The sequence below is a fragment of the Halopseudomonas pelagia genome (assembly GCF_009497895.1).
Classification (GTDB): domain Bacteria; phylum Pseudomonadota; class Gammaproteobacteria; order Pseudomonadales; family Pseudomonadaceae; genus Halopseudomonas; species Halopseudomonas pelagia_A.
Window position 1 is genome coordinate 1054550 of sequence record NZ_CP033116.1, and the last position, 24077, is coordinate 1078626.

General features: G+C 58.4%; 6 protein-coding genes and 1 tRNA gene. 5 read left to right on the forward strand and 2 right to left on the reverse strand.

The annotated features are described in order from the left end of the window. The first annotated feature begins 14 nt into the window (after positions 1 to 14). From can to EAO82_RS05030, 3 genes are read left to right on the forward strand one after another with little or no spacing between them, the layout of a single operon-like run. Complete coding sequence (gene can / locus EAO82_RS05020) at positions 15 to 650, forward strand: carbonate dehydratase (RefSeq protein WP_096344656.1); 636 nt, start codon at positions 15 to 17, stop codon at positions 648 to 650. Between the two features lie 23 nt (positions 651 to 673). Continuing rightward, on the forward strand, positions 674 to 1546 hold the full coding sequence (locus tag EAO82_RS05025; RefSeq protein WP_096344657.1) for a DMT family transporter: 873 nt from the start codon (positions 674 to 676) through the stop codon (positions 1544 to 1546). Beyond that, complete coding sequence (locus tag EAO82_RS05030; protein ID WP_096344658.1) at positions 1543 to 2538, forward strand: isocitrate/isopropylmalate dehydrogenase family protein; 996 nt, start codon at positions 1543 to 1545, stop codon at positions 2536 to 2538. Before EAO82_RS05025 ends, EAO82_RS05030 begins: the two co-directional genes overlap by 4 nt. Positions 2539 to 2591: 53 nt before the next feature. On the opposite strand, the gene EAO82_RS05035 is transcribed toward EAO82_RS05030, so the two are convergent. Continuing rightward, positions 2592 to 2668: transfer RNA gene (locus tag EAO82_RS05035), tRNA-Met, on the reverse strand. Positions 2669 to 2803: 135 nt separating this feature from the next. After that, entirely contained in the window at positions 2804 to 5674 is a 2871-nt protein-coding gene (locus EAO82_RS05040) for a DUF748 domain-containing protein (RefSeq protein WP_096344659.1), read from the reverse strand. A 539-nt stretch (positions 5675 to 6213) separates the two neighbouring features. On the opposite strand from EAO82_RS05040, the gene EAO82_RS05045 reads away from it, so the two are divergent. Next, complete coding sequence (locus EAO82_RS05045) at positions 6214 to 6927, forward strand: SapC family protein (RefSeq protein ID WP_096344660.1); 714 nt, start codon at positions 6214 to 6216, stop codon at positions 6925 to 6927. A gap of 192 nt (positions 6928 to 7119) precedes the next feature. Further along, complete coding sequence (locus EAO82_RS05050; RefSeq protein ID WP_174958709.1) at positions 7120 to 24075, forward strand: leukotoxin LktA family filamentous adhesin; 16956 nt, start codon at positions 7120 to 7122, stop codon at positions 24073 to 24075. Positions 24076 to 24077 lie beyond the last annotated feature (2 nt).

Genomic DNA, 24077 nt, shown 5'->3' on the forward strand with positions numbered 1-24077 from the left:
ACAAGGTGGTGTGAATGACTGATTTGACGCAGCTGTTTGATAATAACCGCGCGTGGGCTGAATCCATCACGAAGGAAGACCCCGAATTCTTCTCCAAACTGGCAGGCCAGCAGGCGCCTGAGTATCTGTGGATTGGTTGTGCCGATTCCCGAGTGCCGGCCAACGAGATAGTCGGGTTGTTACCGGGGGAGCTTTTCGTGCACCGGAACGTCGCCAATGTGGTGCTGCATACTGACCTGAATTGCCTGTCGGTTATGCAGTTTGCGGTGGATGTGCTCAAGGTCAAACATATTATCGTCACCGGCCACTATAACTGCGGTGGTGTGCGTGCGGCGATGCACAACAAGCAGCTCGGTCTCAGCGATGGGTGGCTGCGTTCGATTCGCGATCTGTATTATGAGCAGCGGAATAAACTCAGCCTGATAGAGAGTGAAGAAGCTCAGCTGGACCTGATGTGTGAGTTGAACGTCAAACGTCAGGTAGCCAACGTCAGCCACACCAGCATCGTTCAGAACGCTTGGCACCGGGACCAGCCCTTGAGCGTGCATGGCTTTATTTACGGTCTCAAAGATGGGCATCTGAAGGACCTGGACGTGTCTGTGGATAACGCCGAGCAAATCCCTGAGCAGTACCGGCTGAGCCCCCCTTGAACCCGCAGGCACGCTCCTGGGCTATGGCCGGACTGGTGGTCTGTACCCTGGCTTGGGCCGGCAATGCGCTGGTAGCGCGGGCCAGCGCGGGCATGTTACCACCGGTGGGGCTGTCGTTCTGGCGCTGGGTTACTGCCATGTGTCTGCTATTGCCGTTCACCGCCCGCGGGCTCTGGCGTTATCGCGAGGTACTGCTAACCCATTGGAAACAGATTGCCGTGCTGGCCGCTGCCAGTATTACCAGTTACAACACCCTGTTATATGTGGCAGCCCAGAGCACTACCGCGATTAATATCACCCTGGTCAATACGGGTTTGCCGGTATCTGCATTTCTCTGGACGCTGATTCTCCTGCATCAGCTACCTACTCGCGCAACACTGCTGGGCACCTTGCTGTCGTTTATCGGCTTGCTGGTGATCCTCACCACTGGCGATCCGTCCCGCCTGCTGGCCCTGCAGTTTAATCCCGGTGATCTGATCATGGTGATTGCGGTGCTCACCTGGGGTCTTTACTCGGTGTTGCTGAGGCGCTGGCCTATGCCATTGCCCGGTTTGATTCAGTTGGCTGCGATGCTGATATGCGGCGTGCCGCTGCTCTTCCCGTTTTACCTCTGGGAATACAGCCAGCTCGGCGCTATGCCTTTCAGTTGGCATGCCGCCGGTGCAATAGCCTATACCGCCGTGATGGCTTCGCTGGTTGCCTATCTGGCCTGGAATAACGGGGTCAAGGTTCTGGGGCCGGCCACGGCTTCGTTGTTCAGCTATCTGATGCCGGTTTTTGCCGCACTGCTTGGCGTGATTCTGCTGGGAGAGTCGCTGCACTGGTATCACCTGGTCGGCGGCGCATTGACGTTCGCTGGCTTGGTGCTGGCAACGCGTGAAGGACGGCGTACATGAGACGTTTGTGTGTTATCCCGGGTGATGGCATCGGTCAGGAAGTGGTGCCGGTCGCGGTGCGTGTGCTTGAGCGATTGCTGCCGGACCTGCAGGTAACCGAAGCCGAGGCCGGTTGGGACTGTTTTCAGCGGCTTGGGCAATCCGTGCCCGAGGCGACCCTGCAAGCGATGCGTGATTGCGGTGCGGGACTGTTTGGTGCCGTCTCTTCCCCCTCGACCGCCGTAGCAGGCTACCGCAGCGCGATACTGACTCTGCGGCAACAATTGGCGTTGGGCGTGAATCTGCGGCCGGTCCGCAGCTGGCCGGGTTTGTCGGACAAGTCTGGTGTGGATCTGTTGATCCTCCGCGAAAACAGCGAAGGGCTTTACGTGGGCAAGGAACATATGGCCACCGCCGATCTGGCTATCGCCGAATGCCATGTCAGCCGCCAGGCCAGCGAACATATTGCCCAGCGCGCAAGCGAGATCGCGAAATTGCGCGCTAGCCGGCGGATAACTCTGGTGCACAAAGCAAACGTACTGCCGTTAACCTGCGGCTTGTTTCGGGATGGCTGTCGTAAGGTGCTGGATGCCCACGGGCTGTCTGCCCTGGTAGACGAGCGCCTGGTAGATGTGGCTGCCTTACACCTGGTAGAGAGGCCAGAGGAATTCGATCTGATCGTCACCACTAACCTGTTCGGCGATGTGCTTTCGGATCTGGCCAGTCACTGGGGTGGCGGGCTTGGTTTGGCCCCTTCGCTAAATTGGGGGCAGGGCATTGCCTTGGCCGAACCGGTGCATGGCAGCGCGCCAGATATCGCCGGAAGTGGCAGGGCGAATCCGTTGGCTGCGGTGCTCAGTGCAGGCTTGTTGTTGCGCTATCACTGGCAGCTTATTGAGCAAGCGGACTGCCTCGACGGGGCAGTAGAGGGGTTACTGAGAAGCATGGGGAAAGCCGATTGGGGTAAGCAAACAACCCGACGGGTAGAGCAGGAGCTACTTGCGCGGCTTTAGGCTGTAAAAGCGACAAAAAAAAGGGCTAGCCGAAGCTAACCCTTTGAAATCGTTGGTGGCTACACCTGGACTTGAACCAGGGACCCCAGCATTATGAATGCTGTGCTCTAACCAACTGAGCTATGTAGCCATCCGAGGCTGCGCATTATTCAGTTGCGCGGGATGAAAGTCAAGCACTCCAAGTGTTTTATTTGCGTGTCTTATCAATCGGTTAACTTTCTCAGTCATGCAACGCAAGGGCAACCATTAAACGGGTGGTTATCCGTTACTCACTGCCCAGTTCCAGCTTGGTGAATACCTGTTCGCCTTCGGCTTCCGCCTGGGTGCCGACGTCGAGCAGATAGACGCGTGAAGCCTCGAGATTGGCGTTGTCGACCAGATAGGCCTTGATAGCGTCATTCCGCTGTTGAGCTAATCTGCGCAGGATGGCGGTGTTCTGCCCCCATTGCGATGTGATGGCCTGACGCAGATTGCGTTCGCGCTCCTCGGCTGGCAAGGCTTGCCAGGCTGCGGGAATGTCCTGTTTGAGTCTGGTCTGGTAGATGTTCTCGAGCATCTCGCGTTTGTCTTCTTCGGCCACATTGAGTTGGCTGGCGTCTTCGGGCACTTCCTCGCCGCGCTCCTGGAGCTGCCGCAACTTGCGTTGCTGGAATTCCCGTTCCAGCCGCTGTTCGCCGATCAGTGGGCCATCTTTCGCTGGGGCGCTCATGCCTTCGACTTCTAGTAACAGGCCGGGGCGATCACGCAACGCCGTGGCTAGCGTGTCCAACGCCTGCTTTGCCTGTTCATCCAGTTCTGCGCTGCCGGGCTGGAAACCGATCTGGCTAAGGTCCGCGTCGCTACTGCCGCTGACCAGGCTGGCGAGCATCTTGAAAGGTGCTTGCACGGCACGTTGCATCAGGTTGCCCAGGGTCTGCCAGATGATCGGCATGATGCTGAATTCAGGGTTGTTCAGGTCGCCACTGACGGGCAGTTCAATATCGATGTTGCCCCGCGAGTCCTTGAGCAGTGCTACAGCCAGACGCACCGGCAGATCAACGGCATCGGGGCTATCGACGCGCTCGCCCAGTTGCAGATCCTCGAGCAGTACCTTGTTTTCGGCGCTGAGCTGGCCCTGTTCTATACGGTAATGCAGGTCGAGATTCAGCCGGCCCTTGCGGATTCGGTAACCGGCGAACTTGCTGGAGTAGGGCGTCAAGGTGGTGAGTTCCACGTTGCGAAAACGTGTGGTGATGTCAAGGCTGTTCAGGGGATCAAATGGGGTCAGGCTGCCCTGAATGGTCACAGGTGCATAGCGGTCGACGTTTCCAGTGATATCTATCTCTGCAGGCTCGGTGCTTTGATTATCCAGTGTGCCAATGTTTCCGTTCAGCTGCGCGATGGCCGTGCCGAACGGCGGCCTCAGGCTGAAATCTGCAAAGTTGGCGGAGCCATCTTCGATGACGACGCTGCCAATACGAATGGCCATGGGTTCGTTCTGCGTCTGGCCAGAGTCTTGCTCCTCGGTCGATTCCGATGTTGGCTGGGTAATTATCAGTTCATTGATGTTGGTGGTCAGATCCTGGTTGATGATAAAGCGGCCATAGGGCTGCACCAGAGCGGCGCTTTCAATGGCCAGGGCGTTATCCTGATAGGCTATACCGTCAAGCTGCAAGGCTTCCCACTTGAGCAGATCGCGATTGCGAACGGTGTCAAGGATGTGCAGCTGGTCGATTTTCGCCGTGCCGTTGATGCTTAAGTCGAGTTTCTCGCGGGCGTCTACCGCGACGTCAAGCGAGCTGTCCAGGCGACCACTGCGCAGCTCCATACGGACCAAGGGTGCCAGATAAGCCTGGGCGAGGCGCAAATCGAGGCTTTGCGTAGTGACTTTCAGATCCGCAGAAAGGGGGCTGATTTGCCCTTGCCCCTCTGCACGCAACTGGCCGCGCTCGCCTACGCCGGTATCGAGTATCAGGCTGAAGGGCGTGTTGCCCTGGCTATCGAATTCGGCAATCTCCAGTTCCAGGGGGCTGAGTAGTAGTGTTACATCTTCCTCGGGCTGGCGATCGGTCAGATGCAGCTTGTTGTCGCTGAACTGCGCCTGGTTCAGCAAGACACGCCAGGGTTCGCTGGCAGGATCCTCGGGCTCATTTGAGGTGTCGAACAATGCCAGCCAGTTCAGCTCGCCTTCGTCGTTGCGTTCTATCCAGGCCTCCAACGCGGAGCCGGTGACATTACCAATGCGCACCTGGCGTGCTGCCAGGTCAACCCGGGTATCACTGACCTCCAGGCTTTCCAGTTGCAGCAGTGGCTGCTCTTTGGTGTCCTGAAGAGCCAGTTGGCGAAGATCAATTCGTGTATTTTCCAGGGTCAGCTCGAGCGAATCTGACATATCCAGATGATAGTCGCTGCTAAACCCCATGCTGCCCTGGCTCAGTACCAGTGGCAGTTGCTCCCGGACGTAGGGCCAGAAGGTTTGTAGCTGCGTGTCGGTGACGCTCAACTGACCGGTAGAGCTCAGCGGGTTGATGCTGAAAGTGCTTTGCCAGTCCAGTTGCGCACCATCCGGGCCGCTTGCGGCCAGAGTCATGTTGGCATCCTCCTGGCTGACGGTGGTCAGGTTCAGCAGCTCCAGGTCGATGGCGTTATAGGCAAAAGTGACCTGATCGCCGGGCTGGCGATCTTCAAAGTACAAGCTGTTCTGGGTCAGCGTCAGACGTTCAATGCGGATTGGAAAAGGATCGCTCGGCTCGGTTGGTTCTTCTTGCGTTTGGTTCTCGGCCTTGGCGAGCAGTTGCGCCAGATTCAGGTTGCCTTGTTCATCAAAGAGTATGCGCACATTTGCGCGATCCAGCTGTACCTCGGCCAGGTGCAAGGCCCCGGTCCAGAGTGATTTCCATTCCAGATTGGCGTAAAGCCGACGCCAGGCGATATCCGGTTGCTCTTCCGGGCCAATGGTCAATTGCCCGGCTTCAAGTTCAAGTGAAAAGGGGTTGAATTCAAGGCGCTCAAGATGCGCCGGTTCCGTCACACGCTGTTCGAGTTGCTTATTGATCAGGTGTAATGCAACGCCTGGCAGCAACAGGAAGCCTAGCAGGGCATAGACAAACAGACCGATCAATAGCGATACGGCAATAATCTTCGCTCGTTTTGGCATGGAGTGCTGACAACCTCTAGGCGCAAATTTAGTCGAAGTATGGCACGGGTTGCTCTGGCCTGCGGTTTTTGCGGGCAAAAAAATCCCCCGCCAGGGGGGGCGAGGGGTGGGTGTTGCGGGGCTCTAGCTCAGACGTTAAAGCGGAAGTGCATCACGTTGCCATCCTTGACGATGTACTCCCTCCAGACCCCATGTTTCCGATTCCATAGCACCGGCACCGCAGTGCTGACGCGCAACAGCTAGTTGGCGGATATATAGCTGAAGTGCCGGCGCCTGAAGCCTGCATCCACTCAAATCTGAGATATTGATCGGGAATGCCAGCGCCGGCCAGGGCTATGACGGGGTGGTGGGGGATGACATCAGGGGGAAGCCATCAGCAGGCAGGGTGGGTCATTTGCTCAGTGCGCGCCCACGCATCAGTAGCTCTGAGGGAGTGCCGCATGATTGCACTACGCCCCACGATATATAGCTATCTTTATCCTTGCTTTGACGCTATACCAGTACTCCTCGAAACTCGAAGTCAATAGCAAGGAAGCGTAATGCCAGAACTTCTGTTCTATCAGCGGCCCACGGTCCTGAATAAAGAGACCCACAAGGCCCTCCGTTTTTTGCCGGTGAAGGACTTCGGATTCACCAGCAAAGTGAATTCGGTTCCTCTTCTGGCCATCGAATTTTTTGAATCCAGTCGTGATCTGCCAGTCCTGTTCAGTCAGGATTCGGAGGGATCTTTCTTTCCTATTGTCTTGCTCTCATTGAAAAATCAAGGGCACGAACAAATCGACGAAAGTGGCCGATGGTTGGGTAACTACACGCCAGCCTTTATTCGACGCTATCCGTTCGTGCTGAGCGGCGACAAGAATGTCTGTTTTGATGCAGACTATGTCGGTCTGGCAGACCTGGAAGGCGAGGGCGAGCTGCTGTTTGCAGATGATGGCGCCTACACCGATACCCTTACCAAGATCATCGAGTTTGTGACGAACTTCGAAGCGGAGCACGTGCGTACCCGCGAGTTCTGTCAGGCGGCATCCGAGCAGGACGTATTCAAGCCCTTCGTCCTACAGGTGGTGACGGCAGACAAAAAGCCGCTGCGTCTGGATGGACTGTTCATCATCGATGAAAAAAAGCTCATGGCGCTCGCAGACGAAGTCGTCACTGCCTGGTTCCGCAAAGGTTACCTGGCATGGGCCTATGCCCATCTCCATTCCCTTGGTTCCTTGCAGCGCTTGAGCGAGAAGCTGGATACCCGTTCATGATTTTCTGACGCTGCCTTTCCGTGATTGAAATGCTGTCGGTTTTACCAGCCTCGGCTCAGCCGGATGATGTTGTTCCCTCTTGAAAAGTTGGGCAGAAAAATGGACTTTCCTCACCATCCGCTAGCGCTGGCTGTTCGTCGTTGCAACCCATTTCCACGGTCACTGGCAGCGCGAACTGCGGCGTGGGGAGCATTGCTGTCTACTGCCTCGCTGCAGGCACTGGCCGCATCACCCCACAATATCGTGGTGGATGCCAATACGGCCGATGTGACTACCGTGGGTTCATTGCACACCATCCAGAACGCCAACAGGGTCGGGGGCGTTCCGGTCAATGTGTTCAAGCATTTTGTTGTAGGTGACCTCAACACGGTCGATCTGATAGTGCCGGATGACGCCAGCAAGCTGGTGAACATCGTCAAGGACAGCAAGGCGGAAATTCATGGCGTCCTCAACAGCTATCAGAACGGAACCCTGGGTGGCAACGTGGTATTCGCCAGCTCCCAGGGATTTCTGGTCGGCCCGTCGGGCGTGGTCAATGTTGGTCAGTTGACCGTACGCACCCCCACCAGCGGTGAGATCGATGAGCTTATTGCTGGCACCAAGACAATCGACGATAGCCTGGCCGTCTCGTCAACCGGACTGATCACCATCAATGGCAAGATCAACGCCCGTGATGGCATTGATCTGCAGGGCGCCGGGGTCAATGTCGGCAGTGGTGGCAAGCTGATCGCCGGCAATGCCCTGAAAGCCGATTATGTAGCAACAGCTGCGGTCAATACCGGTGATTACACCGCGCCCACCGCGTTGGTCAAGGATGGTGGCACGATTCATATCGTGGCGGGCGGTGCGCCTGGTTCCGGTGAGGCACTTGTCGCCGGCGAGCTGCTGGCCGATGGCGGTATCACCATCGAAGCCACCAGTATCGAAATAACCAGCACCGGTATGCTGGATGCCCGCGACCAGGTTGCCACCAACTCCCACGGAAATGTCACGCTCACCGCCAGCAATACCCAGAAGATTGGTTTTGGTATAGCGCTTGCCGAGTCGTCCGTCACGCTCGCCGGTAAGGTTCATGCCGATGATGTGACCGTCTCGGCGCAGAGCACCGCGATAGCGTCATTCTACGAAAATCCGCCTGTTGAACTGACCGTCATGGCGGCTGGACCCTTCACAGGTGCCGGGTTTTACCTGATGGCCGCCGACGCCGAAGCAACGGTCAATGTGGAAGGCACGGCGAATGTGCAGGCCAGCGGTAACGTCAAGCTGGGTTCAGAATCCCACGCGCTGAGCCAGGCCAGCCAGATCAACACCTCCGGCGGGGATGGATCCCTATCGGCGATATACAACACCAGTGATGCCACCAGTACGACCCGAATCAAAAGCGGTGCAACTGTCCAGTCTGAAGGCGATCTGACGGTAACGGCACACAACGAAGCATTCATAGCTGCCAGCGCGCTGGATGTGATCGCCGCGGACGCAAACAAGGTGGTTGTGGCAATAGCCGTGGGTGAGTCGGATGTTGATGCGACAGCCGTGATCGAGAGTGGCGCGGTGCTCGGCGCGAGCAGCCTGGTGTTGGCAGCAGAGAATCAGAACTATTACTCGGTCTCGGCCAGTGCCATGGGTCTGAAGGATACCGAGTACGGCATTGCCGTTGCGGTGGGTGATTTCAATACCAATGCCACCGCGGAGATGGGCGCCTCGCTGGGCTCTGCAACCGACAAGACCGGTGATGTGAGCATCACTGCGCTGGACCGCACCGTACACCAGCAGGTCAAGTCTGGTGTCACTGTAGGGAGCAACACGCTTTTCCGTAGCGTCGGTGCCAAGCCGATTGCGGGCCTCGCGGCCATGCAGAATGGCGTTAACAACCTCATCAATGCGAAAAAGCCAGAGGGTACAGAGGTACCCAAAGACGGCGATGGCAAGATTTCCTTCAAGGGCGGCCTGGCCTTCACCATGAACCTGTCCGACCACGAAGCCTATGCTTTGCTGGGCAACAACCAGGCCGGCCAGGCTGAAGCACCGAGCATTCATTCCACGGGTAATCTGCTGCTGGCCAGTGCCATTGATCTGGGGACGGATAACGCCTCGATCGCCGGCGGCAACGATAACGCAGCCCATGGTGATGACCAGGGCGCCTGGCGGACCTCGGCAGAGGCGGCAGTGGCGTCGCCGAGTAGCCGAACCAACGGCAGCAACCAGACCGGCTCGTCGGAAAAGAGCCTGGCGGTGGCCCTGAATTTCGCCATCAACAGCGGCGATGCCGTGGCCGAAATCGGCAACTACGTGGAGATCTCAGCGGCCAATGTCGGTGTGCTGGCGCGGCAGAAAGTGCCCATTTCTTCCAGTTATGACAAATGGGATTCATTTTCTGATCTGTGGAGCAAGTTCAACGGCATTGGCGGAATCCAGAACAATATCCTCTCGTCTTTCGCCAATGCGGGCACATCAGCAGACAATTCCGCTACCGGTGGCGCCCTCAACGTGGTCATCAACGATCTGGGTACCAAGGCCTGGATTGGCGATAACGTCAAAATCACTACCACGGGCACGGCGGACTGGTCGGCAGGCCGGGTAGTGGCCGGTAATCTGAAAGCGCCCACGCTGTTTGCTACCACGATTCCCTTCAAAACCATTGATTACAGCTTCGACTTCATCAGTTCGGTAGATGTGCAGGCCTACAACCTCAATGAAAGCGTTCACCTGGCCGGCAACCTGGGCACCCTCGGGCTTCTGCCGAACGGGAATGGTACCAACGAAAAGGGTAAATCGGTTGGGGGCAGTATCAGCTTTGTTCAACAGACAGCAACAGCTGTTGCGGGGATTGGTGCGGCCACGCTGCTGGTGGATGGAAACGTGCGCATCCAGGCGCACACTGACGAACGTCATTTCCTGATCACGCCATCCTCAGGTTCGGGAAAAGGGTTGGGATTCAACGGCGTAATGGCGATTCTCAACAGTGAGTCGCTCACCCACGCTTCGCTGAGCAATCAGGCCAATGTCAATACGACGGGTCTGGATGTGCTGGCTGATCACGACTTTGGCAACTGGGCCGCGGCGGGCGCGTTCAACAAGTCAGATGAATCGGCCATGGGCCTGTCTGTGGCGATCAACATAGCCCAGGGCGATACCAAGGCGTTCATCGGCGACAACAGCGGCGAGCAAGCCAAAGTCGGCTTCAAAAATGCTTCACAGCCTGCCCCCGACGCGCCGACAACGCCTGCGCCGGATCCACGCGGCATTGTGGCCAACGACATTCGTGTTCGGGCGCGTAGCGCGGGCACCAACGGTTCGCTGGCCGTGGCGGGAGCCGTTGTCACTGAGCCCAACAACAAGCCGGGAATAGCCGAGCGTTTCGAGAACTGGTGGGAAAAGCTCGGGAAGAAGTCGGCAGATAGCCACAACGATGCGGTTTCAGGCACGGGTGCGGCCTCGATCGGCAACGCCACCGGGGATGGCAAGACGGATGAGGGCAATACTGCCGCGGGTGGTGATGCGCCGGTCGACCCCAACAAGACTGGTCTCGCTGCTGCCGGCAGTTTCACCGTGTCGGTCAATAACCTGGACGCCAAGGCCCTTATCGATGACGCGGTCATCAGTGGCAAGGGGGCTGCAGACGTTGATGTCACGGTGCATGCCCTGGAAAACGTGATTTCCGCCTCGGCATCGGGTGGCGCAGCCCTGGCCAAGCTGGGTGCCGATTCACCGTCAAACCAGAACACCATCGCTGGCGCCATTGCCTACCAGATCAGCTTCAATGATGCGCTGGCGCATATCCGCAACAGCACTATCAGTAATGCCGGCGATGTGAAAGTGCAGGCGCTGCATGGGGGCGAGCTCACGTCGGTGGCGCTGGCCCTGGCAGTCACCAGCTCGGATCAGAATACCCAGAACAGCAATAACGGCGCACTGTCGATCTCCGGTGCGCAAATCTACGACGGTACCTCGGCGCGTATCGACAACAGTTCGATCACCAGCAATAACGACGGTGACGACAGCCTGGAGGTATCTGCCTACAACAATGCCGACATCGGCGTCGGTGGCGGTTCGCTTTATCTGGGCGGCAAGAAGGGTGGCGGGCTGGCGATTACCTTTGCCGAGATCAATGACCCAAGCGCCATGCTGGCAGGGGTCAACCCCGACTCAAACAACGTGCTGAGCACCGCCCATAACGAAGATGTGTACAGCGGTTCCGCCGTGGAGGCCGTCATCAGCGGTGTGGATGGGGCTCGCAGTACCCTGACCAACTTCGACAGCCTGACGGTTTCTGCCAGCGCAGTGAACAGGATCGGCATCGGCGCGGCAGGCGGTGGCTACAATGGTGGCGTGGAAAATTCCCAGGGCTTCGCTGGCAGCTTTGCCGTGGGTTCGATCGGTGCCGATACCAGGGCCTTGATCAGCAAAACAGACATCAAGGGCGTGCAGACGTTACACGTAAACGCCAGCGGCGACGACGACAGCGAGCTGGACACTCTGCTGGCAGGGCTTGGTAGCAGCACGCTCAACAGCGACTATGACTTCAGCGGTGCGGATGCCATTGACAACACCGAGGTGTTCACCGCCGAGGACGGTACAGGCTCGAGCTACAACTACAGTTCGGCCGGCAAGCGCATCATCGCCGTGGCCGGTGTGGTGCAGGCCGGCAAGAGCAATCTGGGCATCTCCTACGCCCACGCCGATGTGAAGAGCGATACCTCCGCGCGCATGGCGGACGTGAACATCAATCAGGGTGCCGCCAGCACGGCCGATGTGGCTGTCAACGCGCGTGACAACTCCCTGCTGTATAGCGTGGCCATTGGCGTGGGCGTCAGTACCGGCAAATACTCGGGGGTGGGTTCGGTTGCGGTCAACCGCCTGAATAACCGCGTCGTTGCGGAAATTGGCGATTGGGACGGGGCAGACAGCGGCAGCATCAACGCCGAGACGGTTGCCGTTACCGCCACCAATGACATGGACATGGTCAACGTGGCTGGTGCCGTGGCTGTGGGTACATCCGGTTCTACCGGAAAGGCCGGCGGCCTGGCAGTCGCACTGAATCTGGTGGGCACCGACGAGCACTCGACCAAGGCACATATCGCCAATACGGCGTTGCAGGCCTCCGGCGATGTGCTGGTCAAGGCCACCAGTGGCGCTTCCAATGATCACAATCTGCTGGTTGGCAATGCCATTGCCATCGGCGCTACCGGTGGTTCCGGACTGGCCTTTGCCGGTGCGATCGGGGTCAACAATGTTGATCAACTGGTCGAAGCGGCGCTCAAGGATACCGGCACCAATCGCAGCACCGATGCCAGCGCCACCCTTGGCGGCACGGTCACTGTGCAGGCCTATGATTTCACCGACAGCGTTTCCACTGCCTGGATGGGCGCTGGCTCCGGTGGCGGCTCTGCCGGTGGCATCGCCGTGGCGACCAATAGAGTCGACTCGGATGTCAAAGCTGCAGTGCTCGGCGACAACGTCACGGTGGGCAGCACTACGCTGAAGGTGCAGAACCTGATTGTCGATGCCGCACGCGACAACTGGCTGCTGAGCATCAGCGCCGGGGTCGCGGCATCGCCCAAGCAGAGCGCACTCGCCGGATCGGTGAGCAGCGGCATTATTGATGGTGATGTCAGCGCACGTATCGCTGAAGGCGCGCGCGTCAAAGCCTGGAATAATGTGGCGGTCAACGCCGACGCGCTCAGCGTCAATCTGGTGGGCAGTGGCGCATTGGGTATTGGTCTGGGTAACGGCGCTGGCGCTGTAGCCGTTGCGACGGCGCTCGAATACGGCAACACCTCGGCTTCAATAGACAATGCCAACGTCATTGCCGAAGGCAAAGGCGCGAGCATCACCATCGACAGCGGCGCGCTGGCCAACTACGGCAGCTTGCCGGACCTGTCGACATCGGGCCAGACCGAGGACGAGAGCAGCGATACCGACGCCAAACCGGTCGATCGCGGCGCGCTGACTACCGGTTTTGCCGCGCTGGATCTGACCAAGTCCACGGAGAGTGCAGATGGCCTGGCGGTAAACGCCACCAGCCGGACCAAGCAGCAGGCGATTACCGCGGGTGGTGCAGGGGCCAAGTCACTGGCGATCAGTGTCAATGCGGCGACCAACAGCTCTTCCAATGAAACCACAGCAGAGATCAGGAACAGTACGATCAATGCCGGGATCAGCAATCAGAGCGAAGCCGATGTACTGGTGCGGGCCAGTGCCCATGAAGCCGGGTTGGCTGTGTCGGCAGGCGTGGCCATTTCAGGCGGTAATTCTGGAGTAGGTGGCTTCTCCACCAACAGCCAGAAGAAGGCAGCCAGGGCCACGGTCGACAGCAGCATGGTGAGTGCCGACACAGTCGGCATTGATGCGAACAGCTCGAAAGTCGCCCAGGCCGTTTCGGCCGGTGTGGCAGCCGGCGCGGGTACGCTGGGTGGCGCGGCCTCGGTGGTCATTACCGAACAGATGGGCGACACTCAGGCATGGTTGCGTGGCGGCACCCTGACCGCGAACAGCCTGAAGGTAAGCTCGGACCGCCGTCAGGAAGCCAACGTGGCCGCCGGTGCCGTGGGCATTGGTGGCAAGGTTGGTGTCGGCTTTGGTCTTGCCGTGAACCTCATCGGTGGCGACAGCCAGGCACTGATGGGAAACGACCTTGATGATCCAGCGGACACGCGCACCACGCGGGTCAATGTGGGCAGCCTGACAGTCGATGCCCAGCGTCTCGAGAACGTCAACAGTCATGCCTTTGGCGCAGGTATCAGTGCCGGTTTCGGCGCAGCGGCAATGATTGATGTCAGTGAATTTACCGGAGAGACACGGGCCGGTATTTTCGGCAAGCCGGTAGGTGTCGGTTACAGCACCACCGTTCGCGGCAAGGACGGCATCGGCGATGCGACCAGTGTTGTCCTGAATGCACAGGAAATCCTCGACGCCAGGCAGTTCGCGCTGGGGGTTGGCGTAGGTGCATCAGTAGGTATTGGCGCCGTCGCCAACGTGGTGCTGGGACGCACTCAGGTAATCAGCGAAGTGGTGGGCAGCGATATCAAGGCAGATCTGCTGGATATCGATGCCACCTCGCAGCGTCAGACCGATCTGACCAGTATTGCCGGTGCAGCGGGCAAGTTCAGCGCGGCGGTCAGCATTGGTGTTGCGCTCTTCGGGCAGGGCGATACCACCGCGGATGACGGCACCAACGCCGAAGACGAATTCGATGTGTCACGCGACGTGGCCAACTCCGTTCTGCAGGCGGACACGGCCAGCTTCAATACGCACCTGTCCAACGATGATGTCGCGGCCCTGAAAACCGGGTCCGGCGCCAGCGTTGAACGAACGGCAACACCGGCGGCCTCCACGAACACCGATGCGGGCAAGTCTCTTAAAATCACAGGTGAAAGTCTGACTGCCGCGCGGATCTCCGGCGGCGTGACCGACGTTGATACCCTGAACGTGAATAGCCGCGCTTTGCTGCACAACAGCCAATTGCTCGGCGCGGCGCAGATCTCGGCAGCGGGGATTGCCGGTGTGATCGGCATTACCCGTATGTATGACATGAGCATTGCCACCGTCGACAGCAACCTGACCGCCGACAATGTGGTGGTCGGTGCCACCGTCGAGAATGTGTCTGATGAAGATGCCGCCGGCGAAGCAAAGTCGGTCGTGGTTGGCCTGGGCGGCGTCAGCGTGGTGGTCAACTATGTCGATATTCGGGCGGAAAACCGCGTCGTGGCAGGTGTTTCATCGGCCAACGGTTCGGATGCCGGCAACTTGATCGTCTCTGCGGCGGACACCACTGAACTGCGCCTGGGCGATGTGGATCCTGGCCGGCCTGACTCGGCCACCGACGGCTCGCTTAACGTCAATCTGGGTAGCGCCGCCATTGGCGTAAGCTACGGCTACGCGAAGAAGGCCAGCGACGTGGATGCCTGGTTGGGCGAGACCGGCAAGCTGGTCGACGGCTACGACAACATGACCGTAAGTGCCAACAGCTCCGGCATGGTCAAAAGCACCGCCTTTTCCCTGGCCGGCGGTATTGCTGCGGGTATCCAGGGTGTGGTCACCGACGCCCACGATAACTCCCATGCCGATGCCACGCTGTACGGAACTGTTGGCACCGGCAGCGGATTGCTCAGTCTCTCTGCGCAGGTGGTGCCGGAGCTGTACTCCAGCGCCTACGGTGTGACGGTATCCGGCGGCTACTCCATGGGTGGCTCATTCGCCTACGCCATGACCGACGCCGAAGCAAGGGCTACCGTAGCTGACGGTGTGATCTTCACCGGCAGCGGTGATGTGCTGGTGCGCAGTGAAGTTGGCGATGGCTCCGATGCCGACTACCAAACAGCGCATGCCGCCGCCTTCGCGGCTTCCGGCGGCTTGATGCTGGGTGTCGCCGGCGCCGAAGCCCGCGCGAGCAATAATGCGCAGTCAGTGGCCAGAGTAGGCAACTACGTCACTATTCCGAATGCCGACTTCAAAGTTTACGCCCGGCATACTGGCGTACAGATTGCCGATGCCGATGGTTACTTTGTCGGTGCCTTCGCCGGCGGCTACCAGGTGGGTCTGGCGGAGTCGTTCAGCTCGACCCGGGTGGAGTTCGGCAAGGATCCGAATGCCACGCTTGAACGTACCGGCGACCTGATTCTGGATGCCAACAGCCAGAATGAGAACCAGGCGTTCACCACGGCCGGTGGTGGAGGTTTTGTGTCCGGGAGTGCCGCTGAAGCGGTGGTCGAGGCCGGTGATCACGCCAACGGCAATTACGCCGCAGCGGTGCTGGTGGATGACTGGTTCAGCGGCTACCGCAGCGTGCCGATCGACGCCGGCAACGTGGTCATGCGTGCAAGCAATGCCGTCAACTTCTTTGCCGGCACTGACTCGACCACCGTTTCGGTGGTCGGCGGTTCAGGTGCCGTTTCGGATGTTGAAGTCGATACCAATGCCAAAGTGGTGCTGGGCAAGAATGTCAGCCTGAGCGCCCTGGATATTGATATCGATGCCCTGAATCATGCCCGGCAGATTCAAACGCCATGGGATTCGAGTTACACCACCAGCGTTTATGGCGCGGGTGGCGGCGGGGCCAACGGCACGGCGGCGTTGTCCCGCCAGAACATCAAGCATCTGCTGGCAGCAGTAGAGGTTGGTGAGAACGCGGTGCTGAAGATCTCCGATCTGGCCTGGATGTCCCAAGGCTATCGCAACGGCATTACGGTGGACGCCGGCACCGAGTTCCTTGTCGTTGACAAGGCGGTGATTGAAGTCGGTGGTGCCTTGCAGGGCGCCGGCGCGGAATCGGATGTAGATGTCGTCACGCGCAATAACGTCACCCTGAGCGACGGTGTGCAGCTGCGCAATGCCTGGGGCAAGATCGGACTGGGTACGTATTCCCGGGGCAGTGCGGCGGCAGGGGCCAATGTCAGCGTATGGGCTGTCGCCGGTGTGGCTGGCGGTATCGCCGATGTGCACATTGATGTCGACAATACCCTGTCGCTGGGCAACAACATCGTGATTGATGCCTCCGATCAGATCAGTCTGTTTGCCGGTCGGGGCTCCGATGGCTTGTATCAGAACCAGCTGGTGGCGGATGCCCGCAGCAATATCTACAACTGGACAGCGATCCCGATCCCGGCCGGCAACAAGGCAGAAGGCGATATCGTTCTCGATAACAAGGTGGTTTTCGGCGACAACTTCGCTATCGGCAGTGACGGGCATATTGCGATCGGTGCTATCGAGGGTGCTCTGAGCGCCAGAGGTACCGGCGTCGAGAAAAACCCCTACCTGTCGCTGTTCAGCACCGAGAACACCTTCGGTTCCAGCAACAAGGCGGTGACCAATGTGCTGGCTTTCAATGGCAACGGCAGCGTGATTGCCGGTCAATATGCCTATCAGACGGTGAGTATCAATCAGGCCGGCGGCATTACCCGCCAGCTCTATCGTTACGGCTCTGCAGAGCAACAGGCAGACAAGTACTCGTCGCGCGCCGAGCTGCAGGTTTATATCGCTGAGCTGAATGCACAGATCGCGGTCCTGGAGAAATGGGAGAATACGCAGACGGTAACGGAAGTTGAGGGTATAAGTGAAGACGGCGTTACCGGCAGCGAAAGTACCAGCACAACCAGTATTGGCAATAACCCCCACGCGGAGGAGATTAACGACCTGCAGGCCCAGGTGGTATTGCTGTCAGCTATCGTCGGGGACTTGTCACCGACGGAAAACTTCGCCATTCAGGTGGCTGACATACGAGCTTCGGCCGGCAATGTCAGCCTGACGGCCGGTACCATCACCATGGCTGGCGGGGTGATACCCACCTTTACCGCCAAGGGCAATGCCAATATAACCATCGACAATCTGTCCGACCTTCACCTGATGCTGGCGAATCTGGAGATAGCCAACCAGACCGGGGGCAATGTGTTCGTCACTGGTGGAGCCAATCTGGGCAGCGCCTTTATCGATGAACAGTCGGGGAGCCAGTCGGGTATTTACGTCAGTCACGCACCCACCGGAGCGAACTTCAAGAGTGCTGACGTTATCGTCAATGGCAACCTGACCAATCTGCTGTCCAGCGTGAATATCTCGGTGGCCGAAGGGGACCTCATTCAGCAGGCGCTGATTCAGGCCAATGCGGTCAACCTGAATGTGGACAACGGCAGCCTGCTGCTGAATAACCCGAACCTTGAACAGACGTACGGTCGCGACCCTGATGCGCTGATCAATTTCACCGAGTACCAAGGGTGGAAGCCAGCCAACGCGACGGATTTCGTACAGTTTTATCTGAACGATAAATACTCGACGGAGATTATTGCTACCGAAGTAACCGCTTTCAATAACTGGTTCAGCGGTCGGGCAATAAGGCACACGGGTGACCAGAATCCCTATTATACGGCTGCGAATTACGGCTATAACCAGATAAATATCTATTTCAATTGGGGGTTCAGCGACAGCGAAGAATACAATGGTGCTGACGCAGTGACGTTTCAGTTAAACACCGATGACAGTTCGCGCGGCGGCGAGTACTGGAAATTCCGCCCAGTGCTGGATTACCAGAGCAAGCTATCGCAGACCGCCACCTATGAGGAAGTTAATACCGAGCTGCTGAAACGCGACCCAACACGCACCTCAATTGTTGCCGAAAAGATTATCATCAACGCCAAACGCCTGGACATTAACGGTGACATCGTAGCGGGCACTGACAACAGCTGGTCGGTCAACGTGGGCGCTGGCTTTGACGCCAAGATTCAGCAGTATGTGAAGGATGCAGGCTTGGCTGCGGGCGATATCATCAATCTGGCGCCGGGCGCACCCATGAACCCCCAGGATGTTAACCTGAACTATACCAAGGACCTGCAGATTGTTAACCCGAACTATCAACCCAATCGCTTCTTGCCGGGTTTCGATCCGAATCAATACCGAGTCAATACCTACAGCTTTGATATAGCCAATACGGAGGGCACATCGGATATCAAGCTGAAATACGATGTGGCCTCCGGGACGCTGAGCGTCGATGAAGTGCCGGTCAGTGGCGGTGGCTACGTCGCCATTCGCGCGGCTATTTCCTCCACCGGGGCGGACGGCAAGATCATCGTCAAGGATGGCCTGGGTCAGATCGCCATCAATAACGACTCCAACACCCAGCTGAACATTGGTACCTTGAGCGCCGGCGAGGACGCCACCGGGGTGATTCGCATCACTGACCTGAACAAATCGAGCACCGTGTCGCAGTGGTATATCCACAACCCGGGCAATCAGATCAGTCAGTACCAGACCGATGCCTGGGCGGTATCGCATCTCGATCCGAACTCGTCGGTGTTCAGGGGCAATTTTGGCGGCACCGGCACCACGGCGAGCATGAGATACAATCCGCAAGCCGGGCAGTTGTTCTATATCCGCGAAGGTGCGACTGTTGGTCGAAGTTACACCAGTCCGCCTGACGGCTACCTGTCGAATTACCCGACCACGGTCGGCGACTGGGTGTACAAAACTGTCTGGAATACCGAAGACAGCTATTACACCTCTTGTGCGGCGAATCCCGACGCCTGTTCCGGCGGTGTTGCAGCGCAATACCTCAAGCAGACCTACGAACATAAAGCACTGACAACCAGAGGATATCCTCACTGGTTTCTCAGCTACACAAAATACTACGGCGATGGGCTGACCAACACCGACCCGGCGTTGACCATGGCAACCGAACTGGAAATGGACACTCACACCTACGTGAAAGCGGATCACTCAATCCTCTTTCAATTCAATGGCGTGGCGGAAGGTAATATCGATGTTGACTCGCGTGCACCGATTCAACTGACTGGTAATATCTACAACCCAAGTGGTAGCAGCAGTATCACTACCGATGCCGACTTTACGGCATCCAGTGCGTCCTCCATTACCTCCGGCATCACCCATATTCAGGCCAATGGCGATATCGGCAGCGCAGGCAGTTCGCTGTCGATCACCACCAACGAACTGTCCCTGCAGTCCGATAACGGCTCGCTGGCTTTCAATGCCACTGCCATGGGATCGGCTCTGACCATCGATAAACTGTCGGCGAAATACGACATTCTCGGCACAGTGGATAAAAATATTGTCGCCAAGGATGGCAACACCCTGATTTCGGCCAACACCATCGATCTCACCAGTCTGTCGGGCAGCATCGGTAGCCTGGGTACGCTGGGTGATCCGGCCACCTACAATTTCGTCAATATCGCCTCTACCGGAGCAGTCTCGTTGCGCGCGGCCAAGGATATCGTGGTCTCCCAGGCTACGGGTGATCTGCAGGTCGAGCGTATCGAGGCCAACGATAATGTTGTACTCAGGCTCGGCGATGGCAGCCTGACCAATGCGCTTGGACAGCAGCAAAAGTCGGAGCAGGAATTGGCCTACGAGGCCTCGGTATGGGACTCGCTGAACCTGCTCAGCGGCACTGCCGGTGAGCGCGCGGTGACAGCCTATGAAAATCAGTTCAACAGCAAGTACCACACCTACTGGATGCTCAAGCAGCGTCTGACGGATGCCAGTGACAGCGGCTTTGCGATTGATGCTGTTTATCTTGATGCGATGAAAATCCGCTACGGCACTACAGACGTCGCGCAGCTGACTGCCAAGGTCAAGGCAGAGTACCAGGCACTGGACGCCTGGTTCGTTGATCAGGTGGCAGCGCCGGACAGGTACGCCAATGTGGCCGACGCCGTTGGGCAGGAGCAGAAAGGCACGCTGGTCGGCTACGACTATGGCGCACTTTTCACAAGTGCCTATGACGACAGCTTCCGGCTGGAAATTGATGCTGCCAGCAACTGGTACGCCAGGATGGTTGAAGGCTCGACCTGGCAGCAGAGCCAACTGGATATCAGTATCTCGGCTGCGGCCTTGAGCGCCGATGCATCGGGCCAGTTGACCGACCGCGAGTCCAACATCGTCTCCTCGAATATTCATCTGCAAGCCAGCAGCGGGAGTGTCGGGAAGAATCTGGCCGATGTGGTTTTCAGTGTGCCGCGTGACAATACGGCAACCATCACCAATGAACAGAAATCTGCATTACTGTCGGCCGGGCCAGGGGATATTTCCACTGTGCTTACCGATAGTGCGGTCACCCTGACGGTCAAGCAGGTGGATCCGATCAAGGTGGATACCTCCGGTGCGCTCAATGTGGCCGCTCGCGATTCCATCTTTATCGAATCGGCCTCCTCATTGACGGTCGGTGAGATTGCCTCGGCCAATGAAGACGTCCGCCTGATCGTGGATGGTGCGATAGCGGCGCAAGCCGGGGTCAACAACGTCAAGGCGCATGATCTGTACCTGGCCAATACCCAGGGTGATATAGGGTCGGCTAGCCAGGCAATGAACGTGCAACTGTCGGGCGCCCTCCGTCAGGCCGGAGCAGCCGGTGATCTCTACCTCCGGCACAGTGGCGGCAACTTGCTGGTGGGCTCCGTGGGTGCCGGCGGTATGCTGTCGTTGTCCAACGATCACGATATCCTCGGTTATGACGCCAACCACTTCCTGCAGGGTTCCGGCATCGCGCTGGACGCAGACGTGAATGATCTGGGCAGCTCTGCCAATTGGCTGAATCTGAGAGTGTCCGGGGCCGGCGCGCTCAACGTGAATGCAGCCAATGCCTGGCTGGACGTGCGAGATACCACACTCTTCACCCTGGGTGACGTGACGGTTGATCAGCGTTTCGACCTGAAATCAGTCGGCGCTGTTGATCTTGCCGGCGACCTGACCGCCACCAGCCTGCGGCTCGATCTGGGTGGGGCGCTAAGCGCCAGCGGAGCGCCGCAGGTTGTTGTCTCTGACGATCTGGAGATCTCCGCCTCTGCTATTCAGCTGGCGGCGGCTGAAATCAGTGCCGGAAGCGCAAGGCTGGAAGCGACCGCCGGTTCGCTAAGCGTTGGCGAACTGGCGACAACCAATGGTGATCTGGCCTTACTGGCCGCTGGCGCACTGAGTACCTCGGGCGTCGTGGATGCTCAGGGTGAGCTGATCGCCGATGCGCAGAGCATCAGCATGAACAGCGGCTCGTCTTTGCAAGGGAGAGGCGGTGCCACCCTGACGGCTATTGACGACATGTCCCTGCAAGCGCTGGCTTTTGGCGGCGATCTGGATGTCGACTCGACGCAGGGCCGCATCACCCTTGAAAGCCTGGTGAATGCCCAGGCCATAGATATGCTCGCCGCTACCGGCCTGGATGCCAACTCAACGGTGACAGGTACGTCGCTGCTGCTGGATGCGGGTGCCGGTGCGCTAAGCGTGGTCGACTTGTCTGCCACCAAGGGTGACCTGCGTTTGCTGGCAGGTGGCGCACTGAGTACCTCGGGAATCGTGGATGCCCAGGGTGAGCTGATTGCCGATGCGCAGAGCATCAGCATGGACAGCGGCTCGTCTTTGCAAGGCCGTGGCGGTGCCTCCCTGATGGCTGTCGACGACATGTCCCTGCAAGCACTGACCTTTGGCGGCGATCTGGATGTCGACTCGACGCAGGGTCGCATCACCCTTGAAGGCCTGGTGAATGCCCAGGTCATCGATATGCTGGCCGCTACCGGCCTGGACGCGAACTCAGCTGTCACGGGTGCCTCGCTGCTGCTCAATGCCGGCGCAGGTGATCTGGTAGTAGGCGATTTGTCTGCGACCAAGGGTGACCTGAGTTTGCTGGCAGGTGGTGCGTTGAGCACGTCGGGCGTCGTGGATGCCCAGGGTGAGGTGATCGCCGATGCGCAGAGCATCAGCATGAACAGCGGCTCGTCTTTGCAAGGTCGTGGCGGTGCCACGCTGATGGCTATCGATGACATTTCGCTGCAAGCGCTGACTTTTGGCGGCGATCTGGACGTCGATTCGACACAGGGTCATATCACCCTTGATGGCTCGGTGAATGCCCAGGTTATCGATATGCTGGCCGCTACCGGCCTGGACGCGAACTCAACGGTGACGGGTACCTCGTTGCTGCTGAACGCGGGCGTCGGTGACCTTACGGCCAGAGATGTTACGAACCTGACGTCCACTAAAGATGGAATAACCCTGAGGGGCAGCTCGATTGCACTGGCCAGCGATTCTCAGCTGAACAGCGCAAATGACATCTTGGCGACCAGCAATGCCGGCGATATTGCCCTGGGCAAAGTCGTAGCCGACGGTCGTGTTACGGTAAACAGCGCAGGTGAGCTGGAACTCAACAACGCGGTGACCAGCACCGATGATATCGATCTTGATGCTTCGGCTGCGGTATCCATTGCAGCAGCGGCGATGATTACGTCCGGTGGAAGAGTCGATCTGGATGCCGCCAGCCTTGCGATGGGCAGCGGCTCGCTGGTGCAGTCTGACAGCGACACTGATATCCGCACGGCGGGCTCCATGGCGGTGGCTGCCATCGACAGCCGAGCTGCCCTGACGCTCAGGGCTGGTGACGATGTTCTTCTTGGTCGCGAGATTGTTGCAGCACAACTCATCACGCTCGACGCGACCGACAGGGTCACATTGTCCGATCAGGCGAGCATAAACGCCGGCGCATCTGTGGCAATCAACGCGAACACGCTGGAAATGGGGGCCGTCTCGCGTATCGATGCGGGTGGCCAGATGAGCATCACTACCCAAGGCGATATGCAGTTGGCAGCTTTGCAAACTGCATGGGACGGCACGGATGCTCTTCGGCTGAGCAGCGGAGGCCTGATTGTTGGACGCCAGGACGCCGCCTTGCACCTGCGTGCTACTGGCGCCAATGCTCAGGGCAGCATCAGCGCCGTGACCGGCATCGGTAACCCGCTGGTGATTGATATGCCTTGGCTGTCGGCAGAGACCTTGAATGGCGATATCAATATCGTCGCGGAGCGAGGTCTCTATTCGCCGTTCCTGCGGGCGCGCAACGGTAATGTCCAGTTGAAGGTAAGTGGCAACCTGACTTTCGGCGAGCTGATCGGAAACCCCTATTTGTGGATAGATGGCGCTATTGACGGCGATCTGGTCGTCATGAAACAAGGCAAGCTGGTATCCAGAAAGGGGTTGAATATCCGTCAGATCGACCTGAACGGTGGAGGGCCTCTGGTACTGGAAGCATCCAGTATTGATGTTGCCGTGGATAGCCAGGGCGCCGCCAACACCTATATGTCTCTGAGTGGGTTTGAAGGCGTCAGTGCCGACCAGATCAATGTGCAGGTTACCAACACGGGCACACTGAATGTCGACGGCTACCGGTCGAACACGGGTTCGCTGGGCGTGGATGGCGATCTGAATCTGGACAAGGCGCTGGTGCTGACTAGCTTGGATATAACCACTGGCAGCTTGAGCCTCAACCTCAGCAACTATGATCCGCGGCCACTGAATGTCGACGGGCAACTGATGTCGCCGGGCGCAGCGTTCTGGCTGGACACGCTGGGCTTTGAGGTGCGAACCAACGCACTTGCTACGCGCTATCGTGATCCGCTGGTGTTGTTTTTCTATCAGCCGGGTCTGCCTCAGGATTTGGAACTGCTCGCATACCAGCGGTTGAGCGCCGAGTACCACATGCAGACACAGCTTAGTCAGATCCGTCCTTCAGGCGGAGGCTTTAACACGCCTGATTACTTGAAGCGTATGCACTATCTGAGCCCGGTGAGCTTAGGGCCGGCCACCGTTAACACGGGAGAGCAGGGCGTAAACGAGGACGCTGAGTTACCGCCGGCGGACGAGAAGTTACTGGAAATCTCTTCCAGATAACC

Excerpts from the sequence above, each read along its gene's own strand:
- can (WP_096344656.1), top strand. The coding sequence starts at position 15 with ATGACTGATTTGACGCAGCTGTTTGATAATAACCGCGCGTGGGCTGAA.
- EAO82_RS05025 (WP_096344657.1), top strand. The coding sequence starts at position 674 with ATGGCCGGACTGGTGGTCTGTACCCTGGCTTGGGCCGGCAATGCGCTG.
- EAO82_RS05030 (WP_096344658.1), top strand. The coding sequence starts at position 1,543 with ATGAGACGTTTGTGTGTTATCCCGGGTGATGGCATCGGTCAGGAAGTG.
- EAO82_RS05040 (WP_096344659.1), bottom strand. The coding sequence starts at position 5,674 with ATGCCAAAACGAGCGAAGATTATTGCCGTATCGCTATTGATCGGTCTG.
- EAO82_RS05045 (WP_096344660.1), top strand. The coding sequence starts at position 6,214 with ATGCCAGAACTTCTGTTCTATCAGCGGCCCACGGTCCTGAATAAAGAG.